General features: G+C 54.6%; 12 protein-coding genes. 9 read left to right on the forward strand and 3 right to left on the reverse strand.

The window, feature by feature from the left end; translation table 11 throughout:
- Positions 1-205: 205 nt before the first annotated feature.
- Both M0R70_13390 and M0R70_13395 read left to right on the forward strand, forming a co-directional pair.
- The gene (locus M0R70_13390) at positions 206-817 is read left to right on the forward strand and encodes a YkgJ family cysteine cluster protein (protein ID MCK9420365.1); all 612 of its coding nucleotides are present in this window, start codon (positions 206-208) and stop codon (positions 815-817) included.
- Positions 818-864: 47 nt separating this feature from the next.
- The gene (locus tag M0R70_13395; GenBank protein ID MCK9420366.1) at positions 865-1,413 is read left to right on the forward strand and encodes an NUDIX hydrolase; all 549 of its coding nucleotides are present in this window, start codon (positions 865-867) and stop codon (positions 1,411-1,413) included.
- A gap of 155 nt (positions 1,414-1,568) precedes the next feature.
- On the opposite strand, the gene M0R70_13400 is transcribed toward M0R70_13395, so the two are convergent.
- Positions 1,569-2,204, reverse strand: coding sequence for an HAD family phosphatase (locus M0R70_13400; protein ID MCK9420367.1), 636 nt, complete (start codon positions 2,202-2,204; stop codon positions 1,569-1,571).
- A gap of 179 nt (positions 2,205-2,383) precedes the next feature.
- Between M0R70_13400 and dprA the strand changes: the two genes are divergently transcribed.
- The 7 genes from dprA (at position 2,384) to argB (ending at position 10,932) form a co-directional block, all read left to right on the forward strand.
- Positions 2,384-3,496 (forward strand): DNA-processing protein DprA, encoded by a 1,113-nt coding sequence (gene dprA, locus M0R70_13405; GenBank protein MCK9420368.1) that lies wholly within the window; start codon positions 2,384-2,386, stop codon positions 3,494-3,496.
- Positions 3,497-3,633: 137 nt separating this feature from the next.
- Entirely contained in the window at positions 3,634-4,110 is a 477-nt protein-coding gene (locus M0R70_13410; GenBank protein ID MCK9420369.1) for a DUF494 domain-containing protein, read from the forward strand.
- Between the two features lie 101 nt (positions 4,111-4,211).
- Positions 4,212-6,821 (forward strand): type I DNA topoisomerase, encoded by a 2,610-nt coding sequence (gene topA / locus M0R70_13415; GenBank protein MCK9420370.1) that lies wholly within the window; start codon positions 4,212-4,214, stop codon positions 6,819-6,821.
- 67 nt (positions 6,822-6,888) lie between these two features.
- Positions 6,889-7,782: a tyrosine recombinase XerC gene (gene xerC, locus M0R70_13420; protein MCK9420371.1), complete on the forward strand. Its 894-nt coding sequence runs from the start codon at positions 6,889-6,891 to the stop codon at positions 7,780-7,782.
- 117 nt (positions 7,783-7,899) lie between these two features.
- Positions 7,900-8,433: an ATP-dependent protease subunit HslV gene (gene hslV / locus M0R70_13425; GenBank protein MCK9420372.1), complete on the forward strand. Its 534-nt coding sequence runs from the start codon at positions 7,900-7,902 to the stop codon at positions 8,431-8,433.
- A gap of 107 nt (positions 8,434-8,540) precedes the next feature.
- Positions 8,541-9,884, forward strand: a complete 1,344-nt coding sequence (hslU, locus tag M0R70_13430) for an ATP-dependent protease ATPase subunit HslU (GenBank protein ID MCK9420373.1) — start codon at positions 8,541-8,543, stop codon at positions 9,882-9,884.
- Positions 9,885-10,050: 166 nt separating this feature from the next.
- On the forward strand, positions 10,051-10,932 hold the full coding sequence (gene argB / locus M0R70_13435) for an acetylglutamate kinase (GenBank protein ID MCK9420374.1): 882 nt from the start codon (positions 10,051-10,053) through the stop codon (positions 10,930-10,932).
- Between the two features lie 109 nt (positions 10,933-11,041).
- On the opposite strand, the gene M0R70_13440 is transcribed toward argB, so the two are convergent.
- Both M0R70_13440 and M0R70_13445 read right to left on the reverse strand, forming a co-directional pair.
- Positions 11,042-12,292 carry a hypothetical protein gene (locus M0R70_13440; GenBank protein MCK9420375.1) on the reverse strand — a complete coding sequence of 417 codons (1,251 nt, stop codon included), beginning with the start codon at positions 12,290-12,292 and terminating at the stop codon, positions 11,042-11,044.
- 567 nt (positions 12,293-12,859) lie between these two features.
- Positions 12,860-14,389 (reverse strand): mechanosensitive ion channel family protein, encoded by a 1,530-nt coding sequence (locus M0R70_13445; protein ID MCK9420376.1) that lies wholly within the window; start codon positions 14,387-14,389, stop codon positions 12,860-12,862.
- Between the last annotated feature and the right edge of the window lie 47 nt (positions 14,390-14,436).

The following is a 14,436-nucleotide window of genomic DNA, read 5'->3' on the forward strand; positions in this document are numbered from 1 at the left end:
CTGCGAATCATCCTTGGAGAAAGTATCTGAAACTAAAACGAAGAAACCAGGAACAGCCAATCACTGTTCCCTAAAACCGGACATTTCTATTTTGGTAACAATAGGACATTTCTATTTTGGCTTGACATCCCCTTCGCTTCATATTGACAAACCACCTGTCAAGCCCGTATAATCCACCAACTCGCGACAGAAAGGTCTTGTGTAAATGAACCGCATAATCAAAAAATATGGACAGTTCCTCGAACGATCAAACACGGTCTTCTCCACTGCCGCTTCAAAACACGGCGTCGGATGCAAACAAGGGTGCCACGAGTGCTGTTCTGTCGGGTTCTTCGACATCACGCTTCTCGACGCGATCTATCTGCGCAACGCCCTGAAACAGCTCCCCGCTCCCATCAGGGAGCGCGTCATCGCGAAGGCCAATGAGCAGATTGATATCCTGGAAAAGAAGAAGGCTTTTTCCCGCAAAGATCCTTTGCTCAAAACTCTGCCCGCCATCGACTCAATCTCCCGCAGATCGGCAAAGATGTCCTGCCCGGCGCTCGAGAACGGCGCATGCATGATCTACAACCAGCGGCCGCACATCTGCCGCATCTTCGGCCCGACCATCCGCGGCCCGCGCCGCGCGGTGCAGCTCGCGGGCTGTGGGCTTTTTACAAAAGACATCCCCGAAGCCGATTTCCCCATCTTTGACCACTATAAGGAAGAAAAGAAATTGCAGAAAGCCATGTTTGTAAAAGCCGGCCGAACACGGCTCCGCGAAGTCGACACCATCATTCCCGCGGCGTTGACGCTGGATTTGAAAAAGTGGCTGTGACCGTTACTGCGGAGTGCGGAATGCGGAGTGCGGAATAACTTCCCTCGATGGAAATCATCAGCAAAAAAACCGTCTGGAAAGGCAATTTTATGAGCGCGGTGGAGATCACCTACCGCGACGCCCGGGGAGCGGTGCGTACCTGGGAGGCCCTCGAACGCGTCGGCGTCAGCGGTATCGTGGTCATGATCGCTGTCACGCCTTCCCATAATGTCATTCTTGAAAAGCAATTCCGGCCGCCGATGGGCCGGGACGTCATCGAACTTCCCGCGGGACTTGTTGATCCCGGAGAATCCATGGAAGCTGCCGCGAACCGTGAACTGATCGAGGAAACCGGCTGGTCAGCGGGGAAAATAGAATTTCTCGCCGAAGGTCCGATCTCAACAGGCGCCTCAACCGAAGCGCTCCGGGCCTATCTGTGCACGGAGCTTGTCCATGTGGGAAAGAACGGGGGGGACGACAACGAGATCATTGAAGTGACCGAGGTCCCGATACAGAAGGTCCAGGATTTTCTCCGCGCCGCGCAGATGGGCGGCACGCTTGTGGACTTGAAGGTGTTCGGGTTGGTGGAGTTGGCAAGGAAGGCATTAGAGCTTTAATCTAAAATTCCCCCTCACCCTAACCCTCTCCCCTGTGGGGCGAGGAAACTTTTTTACTTCCTCTCCCCGAGGGGAGAGGACTGAGGTGAGGGGGGCATTGTCCTTGGTGAGTCGCTGGCTCATGACTGTTGCACTTCAGAACGCCATCAGCATTTTCATGCAATGTCGATGAAATTCCTTATCTGTTTATCGTAATCATCCATGCCCACAAAATGGATCGTCTGGAGCCCCTGCCCCTGTGCCCGTTTGATGTGATTGATATTGTCATCAACAAAAAGAGTTTCTCCCGTCTTGACACCGAGAGCCGTGCATACATCCCCGAACACAGATGCATCTCGCTTGCTCTTGTGGAGCCGGAAGGAGTTGAATACCGAATCGAAGTGCCGGAACAGGACCGTTTTCCTGTCTATTTCATCGAGCCAGTTCGTCTGATCGCTCAACATGGCAACGATGAGACCCTTTGACCTCAGAAGGTCCACCGAGGCGATCATGTCCGGTCTGAGCACGAATCGCTTCAGTATCTCGTTTGTAAGCTCAGCGTCGGTGCCACGGATATTGGTCTTGCTCCTGACCGCGTTCCAGAATAATGCTTCGTCAGCATTACCGATGAGATATTCCGTCTCGTAAATGAGTGCATCAACCGTCTTGAAAAATGCATCGGGATCAAGACCATTCTCCTTGCCGATAGCCCTAAGGCCTTTCCAAAACCCCTCCTCCGCGATCACTCCCCCGAAATCAAAAAGGACCGCTTGGAGCATACTCTGCTCGATCTTTGCTGTTCTCTGAATCACCGTCCACCTCTCAGGTATCGATCAGGACTTCGAGATGAAATTTCTCTGAAGAATGACTTACCATAACATACTCAACAACTGACTGCAAAAAAATCTGCAAAAAAAATCTTGACTATCTTCCCTGAGACTGTATAATTCCTAACCTTAAGAGCGGAAAGAGCCCACACACGGACAGCCTCATGCAAACAAATTCCGATCCGGCCCTCTTCTGGATAGGACTCAGCAGCATTCCGGGAGTAGGACGCATCACGTTCAGGAAACTCGTCGACCTTTTCGGTTCACCGGAGCGGGCGCTCTCCGTTTCCTATGAGGATCTCAAAAAGATCGGCATGCTGTCCGACAAGGTCGCCGCGGCAATCGGATCGTTCCCCTGGCAGGAACATGCGAAGCGGGAGATCGCGAAAGCGGATGAAGCGAATATTGCGATCGTGACCGCGGACAACCCCGCGTATCCTGAAAGCCTCAGAAATACGCCCGACCGACCGCCCTACCTGTATGTGAAAGGCGCGTTGCGGGCCGAGGACAGCAACGCCATCGCGATCGTCGGCACGCGCAAGCCCACACATTACGGGATGACCGTAACGCGCCGAATCGCATCGGAACTTTCTTCCGCGGGTTTTACCATTGTCAGCGGCATGGCGAGAGGGATCGACACCCAGGCGCATCGTGGTGCGCTCACGGCAAAAGGCCGGACCATTGCGGTGCTCGGGTGCGGCATCGATGTGGTGTATCCGCCCGAGAACAAGGGTCTTATGGAAGAGATCAGCAGCGCAGGACGTGGGGCCGTGGTGACCGAGAACCCCTTCGGCACGCAACCTGAATCGGGTTACTTCCCGTCGAGAAACCGGATCATCAGCGGGCTATCACAGGGAACCGTGATCATCGAGGCTGCCGAAGACAGCGGCTCGCTCATCACCGCAAAGTACACGCTCGAACAGGGCCGCAAGCTCTATGCCGTACCGGGGAACATCGGCTCGCTGACCAGCAAAGGCACGAACAATCTGATCAAGCAGGGCGCGATCCTGGTGGAAGGCGTGGAAGATATCCTGAGGGACCTCGGGATGCAAAAACGGGACAAAGGACCGGACATGCCGGCCCGTCCCCTGCCCGCGCTTACCCAGGAAGAAACAACCGTGCTTCGCTGCATCACGAATGAGCCGAAGCACATTGACATCATCATGAATGAAAGCCGCGCCAATGCCGGAAAGCTGGGCGGGGTCCTGATCAATCTGGAGTTGAAAGGACTCGCGAAGCAGCTCCCGGGGAAGTATTTTGTGCGGGAAGAATCATAAGTATTACCACTAAGTCACCAAGGCACGAAAAAAGTCAACCTTTACTGGGCTGTTCTTAGTGTCTTCGCCTGCACCCAGCGGTTACGAGTGGTAACGCGAGTGCAGGGTGTGTCTTAGTGGTAAAAAGAGGAGTTACTTTGGACGAACAAATGATGGATCTGTTCTCGCTCATCGCGGACCAGGTACGGAACAAACAGGAGTTGTTCGACAACGAAGGCAAGATCATGCAGACCCTGCTGAACAACGGCTTCCTGCTCACCGAGGCGGACGCCGCGCTCACCCTGATGCAGACCCTCGTGCAGAACCAATCAGAGAGCTTCCTCGCACGAGAACCGAAGGCATCTTCCGTCCGGATGAGAGCGATGAACCGGGAAGAACGCGAACGGTTCACTGTTGACGCTTTTGGTTTTGTCTCAAAACTCACCCACCTCGGCATCATCTCCGAGGACCAGCGTGAAGAACTCCTGGAAAAGGCCATGACCGCATACACCGAACGGATAGAGCTTGACCATATCAAGAACCTAATTGCCTTTATCTTCTTCGTCTCCCCCCATGATCGGGAGCATAACTCGTCTGCGAATCTCCGGCGGATAAAGAATACCGCGTGGAATTAGAATGGATTCACCACAGAGTTCACAGAGAATACCGAATATGAATCATACTTTTAATGTTGCACTTTTACTCGGTGTCCTCTGTGGCAAAAAGGTATTACTGAATGAAATCTCTCGTCATTGTTGAATCACCCGCAAAGGCAAAAACCATCGCCAAATATCTCGGCGATGCATTTGATGTGCGCGCCTCTGTCGGCCATATTGCAGACCTCCCGAGCAAAGGTCTCGCGGTCGATGTCGACCATGGATTTAAACCCACCTACGAGCTCACCGAACGGGGAACACAGGTGGTGCGAGAGCTCCGGGCAGCGCTGAAAAGCGCAAGCGCCCTGTATCTCGCGACCGACGAAGACCGCGAGGGTGAAGCGATCTCGTGGCACCTCGTTGAGCACCTGAAACCGAAGATACCGGTGCGGCGCATGGTGTTCCACGAAATCACCAAATCCGCAATCGAACACGCGGTCGCCAATCCACGCGGCATCGATCACGGGCTGGTTGATGCGGCTGAGACCCGCCGGATCCTGGATCGGCTCTTCGGATACGAGGTGTCTCCGGTGCTGTGGCGACGCGTAAATCGCGGCCTATCGGCCGGCCGGGTTCAGAGCCCGGCGCTTCGTCTCGTGGTGGAACGAGAACAGGAACGCATCGCTCATGTCGCTGCAGGATACTGGGGTATCGAGGTCCTGACTGCGACGACACCTCCGTTTACGGCCGTTCTCATCACCCTCGACGGCGCCAAAGTCGCAACGGGCAAGGATTTCGACAGCACGGGTCGTGCCGGCGACAAGGTAATCGTCCTTGACAAGACCCGGGCCCTGGCGCTGGCAGCCGGCCTTGATAAAACGCTTCTCACGGTCCGCAGCGTCGAGGAAAAACCATACCGCTCTTCGCCAAAGGCGCCGTTCATGACGTCAACCCTTCAGCAGGAAGGCGGCCGGAAATTGCGGCTGTCCGCGGCACAGGTCATGCGCATCGCGCAGGGTTTATATGAACGCGGTTTCATCACCTATATGAGGACGGACACGGTGGTGATCTCCGATGAGGCGCTTGCGGAAATCCGCGCGGAAGTGGGAAAGTTATACGGCCAGCAGTACCTCGCTCCAACCACACGCAGCTACTCATCAAAAGTGAAAAATGCCCAGGAAGCGCATGAAGCGATCCGTCCAAGCACGCCGATGCGATCGCCGCGCGAACTTAAGAGTGATCTTAACGCCCAGGATCTTGCCCTGTATGAGCTGATCTGGCAGCGCACGCTCGCTTCGCAGATGGCCGACGCGAACGGCACCACCGTCAGCATTCGGCTGGGCGCACTGAGCAATGGAACTGACTGCGAATTCACGGCAAGCGGCACTACGATCACCTTTGCGGGCTACCGGCAGGTGTACGAGGAATCCGCCGATGACGAAACCGAGATCAGTAAGCGTGAAGCGCTGCTGCCGAAGCTTGCTGTTGGCGACAAGATCGACATTGCGAACGTGACACCGGGTGGACACACGACGCAGCCGCCCGCGCGGTACACCGAAGCTTCACTGATCAAAAAACTCGAGGAACTGGGCATTGGCCGTCCCTCAACCTGGGCGTCCATCATGCAAACGATCGTCAATCGCGGTTATGTCTGGAAAAAAGGCCAGGCGCTCGTACCCAACTGGGTTGCGTTCTCCGTCATTAATCTGCTGGTGAAGCACTTCTCCGGTCTTGTCGACTATAGTTTTACCGCGAACACGGAAGAAGATCTCGACGCGATCGCGCAGGGATTGCAGAAGAAGGAACAGTGGCTCGCTGATTTTTATTTCGGCAATGACCGGGGTCTCGTCGGACTCAAGCAACGCGTTGCAATAAACCTGGACGAGATCGATGCCTCATCGATCAACACCTTCCCCGTCGGCATTGACCCGAAAACCGGCCTTGCAGTCGTGGTTAAGCCGGGGAAATTCGGGCCCTACGTTCGCCGCGGTGAAGAGACGGCAAGCGTTCCCGATACCATGACGCCCGACGAACTGACACTGGAGGCGGCGCTGAAACTGCTCGCCGCGCCAAAGGGGACCGATCCGATCGGCGAAATCGACGGTCTGCCTCTGTTTATCAAGAGCGGTCGCTACGGCGCGTATGTCCAGTGGGGCACTCCTGATGCTCCCCCGCCCGGGCTTGACAAACCGAAAATGGCGTCACTGTTCAAGACAATGGATCCGGCTCACATCACCCTCCCGGACGCAGCGCGGCTGCTGTCGCTCCCGCGTGTGGTCGGCGTTGATCCGGCTGATGGCGTGGCGATCACCGCACAAAATGGCCGCTATGGCCCCTATATCACGAAGGGCAAAGAAAGTCGCACGCTCGCCGGCGAAGAGCAGATCTTCGATATTACCGTCGAACAAGCCCTTGCGCTGCTTGCAACACCGCGCCAGTTCGGACGGCGCGCTGCACCAAGGCCTCCGCTGCGCGAGTTCGGCAATGACCCGGTGAGCGGCAAACCGGTCCTGGCCAAAGAGGGCAAGTTCGGTGTATATGTCACCGATGGGGAAACCAATGCAAGCCTCACGCGGAGCGACCGCCTCGCGGAAATGATACCTGAACGTGCCTATGAACTGCTGGCGATACGTCGTGAAAACGCGGGCAACGGCGACGTGCGCAAAAAACGAACGCCTTCCAAAAAGACGGCCAAGAAGCCTGTGAGAAAAAAGGCCTCGCCGGCATCCGGCTCTCCTGTAAAATCCTGACCGGATAAACCAGAATAACGTTTACCTCTTCTCTTGCAAATTCGCGCCTGTTACGCTACAGTACATCATGCGGAAGAACATATACGACTTTCTCTCCTACCTCAGAAATGAGCGTAACGTTTCTCCTCACACCCTGCGCGGCTATCTCTCAGATCTCGAACAGCTCTCCTCCTTTCTCGGCAAGAAAGAACTTTCTGCCGTAGACCATCAAACGCTTCGGCGATTCATAGCCCACCTCATGCGGGGCGAAGTGAAGAAATCATCCATTGCCAGGAAACTCTCCGCCATCAGATCCTTCTTCAGGTATCTGAACCGCGAAGGCATCCTTACTAACAATCCCGCAAGACTGGTCGCCACGCCGCGCCGCGACAAGCGTCTCCCCTCTGTTCTGACAGCCGACGATGCACTGAGGCTCATGAACTCTCCGAATTCAAAGAAACCCGAAGATCACGCCAGTATGCTGAGAGACCGTGCCGTGCTTGAAACCCTGTACTCCACCGGCATCCGCGCCAGCGAACTCATCGGCATGAACCGGGAAGATATCGACCGCAACGATAGCCTCATCCGCATCAGAGGCAAGGGCCGCAAGGAACGGATCGTACCGATCGGCGGCAAAGCACGAGAAGCGATCGACGCATATCTGGGAGGCCATTCCCGCGACGCTGAAACCTCAGCGGTATTCATCGGGCCGTCAGGAAAACGCTTGACAGCCCGCACGGTTCAGCGTATTTTAGAAAACCATAGAAAGCAGCTGGGCTTGCAACAAAAGGCGAGTCCGCACACGCTCCGGCACAGCTTTGCCACGCACATGCTTGAGTCCGGCGCCGACCTGCGCGCCATTCAGGAACTCCTGGGCCACGCGAGCCTCTCGACCACCCAGCGTTACACGCATGTGAACCTCGACTCGCTGATGGAAGTATATGACAAGGCGCATCCAAATGCGCGGAAGCAGAAGAGATAGACGGGCGAAGGACGACAGACGACGGACGTAAAGACTTAATCGTCCATCGTCATAGTGAGCGAAGCGAACGATCGTCCATCGTCCGTCGTTTATTACACCGGAGGCATCATGAGTGAAATAACACCCCTGCACGGAACAACGATCCTGGCGGTCCGACGGAACGGCAAAACAGCGATCGCCGGCGACGGCCAGGTGACCGTCGGCGCCACCGTGATGAAGCACAATGCGAAAAAGGTCCGCAAAATGTATAATGACAAGGTCCTTGCCGGCTTCGCGGGCGCGACCGCCGATGCGTTCACGCTCTTCGAAAAATTCGAGGCAAAGCTCGATCAGTACCATGGCAATCTCACGCGCGCCGCAGTGGAGCTTGCAAAGGACTGGAGAACGGACAAGGTCCTCCGCCGGCTCGAGGCACTGATGATCGTCGCTGACCATGAGCGTTCATTTATTCTCTCCGGCAACGGAGACGTGATCGAACCTGAAAATGGCATCTCCGCCATCGGCTCAGGCGGCCCCTATGCCCTTGCCGCGGCCCGGGCGCTCGTCGACCACACCAAGCTCGACACCCGTGCGATCGTGGAAGAGGCGATGAAGATCGCTGCGGAGATCTGCATTTATACGAACAATGTAATTTCGATAGAAGAACTGTGACAGCAGGGTTAAGGGTCCAGGTGACGGGTTCAGGGTTGAGAACTGTTGATGCTCCCCTGTACCCTGAACCCCGACCCCTGACCCCTTATTTTTCACTGGAGGTTTTATTGAAAAATTCACTCACACCACGACAGGTTGTCGAAGAGCTCGACAAGTATGTCATCGGCCAGCACAAGGCCAAGCGGGCCGTTGCCATTGCGCTCCGGAACCGCTGGAGACGTCAGCGTCTTGCTGAAGACCTTCGCGACGAGGTCATGCCGAAAAACATCATCATGATCGGTCCCACGGGCGTGGGAAAGACCGAGATCGCCCGCAGGCTGGCAAAGCTTGTCCAGGCCCCCTTTCTCAAGATCGAGGCTTCCAAGTTCACCGAAGTCGGGTATGTGGGCCGTGACGTGGAGTCCATCGTCCGCGACCTTACCGAGATCGGCATCAACATGGTAAAATCCGAGATGACGGAACAAGTCCAGGAAAAGGCAGCGGCCATGGCGGAGGAGCGTCTGCTCGACCTTCTGTTGCCGCCGCCCCGGACGTCGCCGGGGACCGAAACCTCGTCGATTGAGCTGGAAGAGCAGCACACCAGCACGCGCAACAAGCTCCGCCAGCAATTCCGCGAGGGAAAACTTGACGAACGGATGGTGGAACTCGAGCAGAAGGAAAAGGTCATGCCCTTCGGCATTATCTCGAATATCGGCATGGAAGAGATCGAGATGAACCTGAAAGAGATGCTCGGCGGGCTCCTTCCTGAAAAGACCAAGCGTCGCAAGGTCAAGATAACTGACGCACTCCGGCTCCTGCTCCAGGAGGAAGCCGCGAAGCTCATCGACATGGAGAAGGTCATCAAAGAAGCTGTCCAGAGGATCGAGGAGTCCGGCATCGTGTTCCTCGACGAGATCGACAAGATCGCGGGCCGCGAATCACATGGTCCGGATGTGTCCCGCGAAGGTGTACAGCGCGACCTCCTGCCGATCATCGAAGGATCCACGATCACGACCAAGTACGGGCCGGTCAGGACCGATCATATCCTGTTCATCGCCGCCGGCGCGTTCCATGTTTCCAAACCGTCTGACCTGATCCCCGAGCTTCAGGGCAGGTTCCCGATACGGGTCGAGTTGGATTCGCTGGGCAAGGCCGAATTCATCCGGATTCTGACCGAGCCGAAGAACGCGCTCATCAAACAGCAGGTTGCTCTCCTCGCCACGGAAGAGGTCTCGATCTCCTTTTCCACTGACTCGATCGAGGAAATCGCCGACATTGCGGCCAAGGTGAACGAGCGCACGGAGAATATCGGGGCCCGCAGGCTCCACACGGTCATGGAACGCCTGCTTGACGAGATCTCCTTTGACGCGCCTGAGAAAAAGGGCGTCAAGGTCGCCATCAACGCAAGCTATGTGCAGGAGCGCCTCGCCGACGTCCTGAAGAGCGAGGACCTGAGCAGGTACATTTTGTAGCGGCAACTACAGATGACACAGAGAAAACTCTTTTATCCGCAGATTTCGCAGATGGGCGCAGATTTCTAAAAAACATATCAGTTTCGATTTAATCTGTGAAATCTGCGTAATCTGCGGATACTCTTTTGACCTGAGCAGTTACTAAATTTATTTTGAGGTTTATTTAATGGAAAAGCTGATCGAAAAAGCAAAGATCCTTATCGAGGCCATGCCCTACATCCAGACGTTTCGGGGCAAGACCTTTGTGATCAAATACGGCGGGAACGCCATGATCGACGAGAATCTGAAGCAGGGCTTTGCCCAGGACGTGGTGTTGCTGCGGTATATCGGGATCAATCCGGTGATCGTTCATGGCGGCGGACCACAGATCGGCAAGACCATGGAGCAGATGGGGAAGAAATCCACCTTTGTCTCAGGCCACCGGATCACCGACAAAGAGACCATGGACATCGTTGAAATGGTCCTCGGCGGCAAGGTGAACAAGGAAATTGTAAATCTCATCAACCAGGCAGGCGGCAAAGCTATGGGTCTGACAGGCAAGGATGGCGGACTGATCCAGGCAAAGAAGCTGAAAATAATAAAGAAGTCCGAGAGCACGGGAGAAACCGAAACCATCGATATCGGACACGTCGGCGAAGTAACCGAAGTTCGACCCGCTACTCTCGTTGCCCTTGAGCAGGGAGGCTTCATCCCGGTGATCGCGCCTATCGGTGTCGGTGTGCATGGAGAAACCTATAATATTAACGCCGACCTGGTGGCAGGGGCCCTTGCCGGAGCGCTCAAGGCTGAGAAGCTCATCCTGCTGACGGACCAGGTAGGCATTCTGGACAAGGACAAGAACCTCCTCCCGACGCTGAACAAGAAGAAGGTTGAAACCCTCGTTCATAACGGCGTAATCGCGGGCGGCATGCTGCCCAAGACTAAATCATGCTTCGAAGCACTCGATGCCGGCTGCACCAAGGTCCATATCATCGACGGCCGTGTCCCCCATGCCCTCCTGCTCGAGATATTTACGAAGGAAGGCATCGGTACGGAGATCACCAAATAAGAACCCCCTTCGAGCTGTCGAACATGCTCGGCATACAAAAAGGGGGTTACGGATATACCGTAACCCCCTTTAAAAACAGTTTCTCTATACCGCGTGCATTAAAGCGTTGTTAAAACGCCCAGGTAATCTGCAAGAGCGCCCTCTTGGTCTTCTTCACGGTAGCGGTATCCACTTCTTTTTGAGTCAGCTCGAGGTTCCATCTGGCCCCGCTCTTGTCGGACATATACAACATGCCGTCCAGGCCAAGCATGATCAGGGTTGTTTCGTTGCTGCCGACATTCGTGTCCGGATCCAGCATGTCATACCGCGCGAAAACGCCCAACTTGTCGGTGATGTTGAAATCCACAAGGCCGTAATAGCCCTCGTTCTTGCTCGTGCCCCCTGCCGCATCGATGGTTTCTTTGCCCATAAAATAGGTCCCGACAATGCGCCATTTGTCGCGAATGAAGCGGACGAGCAGCCCGTCCTTCGTAAATTCATTGTTAAAGCTGACGCTTTTCGTTGGGTCGTCCGTTTGACTCACACCAAGAGTAGTGGTGTACATCGAGTACACGCCGTCGTAATGGAACAGCCCTGCCGCTGATTTATGCTCGTCAAAGTTAACAAGAGCGGTAGCATACCAGTCCTTGTGATTATTGGCATCGATGGCGTTCGTGGAGTTCATGGCTCCGTTAACAGCGCCAACGGTAACTTCAGCGGGACCCATTTTGAGTTTTGCATCCACACCCTGTGAGCGGGTAAATGGTTTGTAAGGGTTTGCGCTATTGGCCTTGTCATTCAGAACAAGCGCCCGCTGCTCAGCACTGCGGGCGCCCGCGCCGAATACATGAAGGATCTCCGGCAGGATCTCACCAGCGCGCACGGCGATGAATCCGCTGCCGACCGGCTGGTTATACTGGAGATATGCCTCAGCCAGCTTCTTGCGGGACGCGTCTCCCTGCACCACGTTGCTGCCGGCGGTTGAACCCGTGTTTTCATTCAAATACATCTCCGTAAAATAGGAGAATCGGTCGGACAGTGCGCCGCCGGTGTAGAGCGAGAAGGCATGCTGCTCGAACTGCGAGGCGGGGTTCTTTTCCTCTTCGACATATGCCCTGAACTTCCATACCAGGCTGAGGTAATTGTCCAACTTCTGCGTGGTCAGGTCGAAATTGGCTGGCGCGGCCTCAAGACGATGCCCGTTGCCCAAGAACTCAAGTCCAAAGGGAGTGAGCTGCCAAGTCGGCGTCGCGTGACAGCTGTTGCATGCAGAACCCGTCAATCTTGACCATGCCGGGATCGCCATGGCTTGCTGTACCGTCAGAAATAAAAATCCGCCAACGAACATTAAATACACCACTGCCTTTATTTTTTTCAACATCTCTTATCCTCCTTTAGATTTTTTTATTGAAAAAACAGTAAATTTGTTTCAAGACCACAGAGCCATATGATTCCGGTATCACCTCCTTAACCATTTTGTATGCGCTGCTTCGAAAACCACGAATAATCAAAGAAAACGCCCGTGAACGAGGGAGGACGCAGGTTGATGAGGACCCGCACTTTAGGTCATTCACGAGCGCCAATTCAGTCAATGCAAACACACTCCACCACACTAATCCTAAGGTATTTTATTTTTCCTGCCCGAATTTATGTCGATGATGAAAGCAAAATATCAACTCACACATCACCTGTCAAGAGAATTCTCATTGTATCCCAAAATAAAGGCAACTATCTGCAAAAACATCATCGTATGCACCGAAAGATGCAAGTAATCAACAGATGATGTAAAATTGAAGTTATAGTCGCACCGTTCGTTCGTGTTCCTGGTTTCTCTCTCACATAAACAGTTTTATGATCGATCGTCGTTTTAATTATTCGAAGAACTACAGGACCGCTCCAGGCGTTGAGCAATTAAGACGCAGCGATGAAAAAAGAGTCGCGGATGTCCTTATTTGTCCAACCCGAAGAACTCCCTCATCTTCGAAAGAAGTTTGCTCTTGTCGTCTTTCTTGCGACGCTCCAGGGCCGAGGCATCGAGCCTTTCACGTTCGGTATCAAGACCCGCCTGGCGCTCAGACAGGATCTGGCTCAGGTTTTCAGCAATGGAAGGATTATTGATAAGCGTGGTTCTGAAGCTCTCTTTGTCGATCACGATGAACTCCGCGTCATCTTTCACCCGAATGCTTGCCGTGCGCAGGGCTCCCGTCAAGAGGCTCATCTCGCCGAAGAAATTTCCGGGTCCGAGCGTGGCCACGACCGCCCTCTCGCGGGACGATTTTTCCACGACCACGTCCACCTTGCCGCTTTTGATTATGTAGAAGGAACTGCCCGGCTCGCCCTGTCGAACAGGAACCTCTCCGGCAGCATAAGTCTTGACGCTCACGTGGGCGACCAGGTCCCTCAATTCCACCTTGCTCAGGAATGAGAATATCTCCACGTTCTTCATCATGTTCATAAGCTCATCAGCCCTGCGCTCCTGCTCGGCATGACGGGTTTCAGGCGTTATCTGATGGAGGTGGACGCTTCTCACAGGGTACGGGATCTCGATCTCGTTCCGCTTGAATTCGTACCACAATAGATTCATGATCTCGGCCTCGATCTCTACATGGGCGGCAAAATCAGTGATCGAGAACCGGATCTCGAATTGAACGGCAAAATCGCCGTAATTGATAACGCGAACGACCGGCGCCGGGAATTTCATCACACGCGGCACGGACGATAATACCTCAAGGATCACGTTCTTCGTCTTGTTCGGGGGATCGGAATAACTCACTCCAACGGTCAATTTTCTCACCTGGAGCGTATTGGGAAGGCTGAAATTCACCACGGCCTCGCTCAGGATCTTGCCGTTCGGGATGAAGACCTCGTTGTGTTCGATGGTCATGATCCTCGTGGACCGGAGCGAGATGTCCATCACCCTGCCTTCATGTCCCGCGGCGGAGATCCAGTCTCCCTGTTTGAGCGGCTTTTCGAGATGAATGGTTAGCCCGGCCAGCATGTTCGATAGCGTGCTCTGGAATGCCAGACCGATGGTCGCGGTCAGGACCGTGGTCGTGGCGATAAGCGACGTGACGTTGATGTCCATGATTTCCTTGAGCAGGACCAGGGCGACGATGACGATCACGAGGGCCGTGATGATATTTTTGAACGCCGCAGGAAAACTACCGCGCTTCCAGCGCACCACGAAGAGATCACCATAGAGGTAGAGGCCGAGACGGAGCGCGGCGAAGGTGAACACCAGCCAGGAGAAAAAGTTGAGCTGGAGCGATATTCTCGGGTGGTATTCGGCCGCGCCCAGATGCAGGAAAAGCTGGACCGCAATGAAGAGGATGATAAGGTTGAGTCCGGACCCGATCGGTTTCAACTGCGCCGATTTTTTCGCAAGAAAACCGATGGCAATACTGGCCGCTCCATAGAAGAGAAGACTGAACGCCGTGGCCCAGAACAATGAACCCATGAGGTCTTTTATGAATTCCATGTGAGCCCCCATAAAAGCTGAGAAGTCAAAAGACAGAAGTCAGGAAC

It is taken from the genome of Nitrospirota bacterium (assembly GCA_023229435.1).
Taxonomy (GTDB): domain Bacteria; phylum Nitrospirota; class UBA9217; order UBA9217; family UBA9217; genus JALNZF01.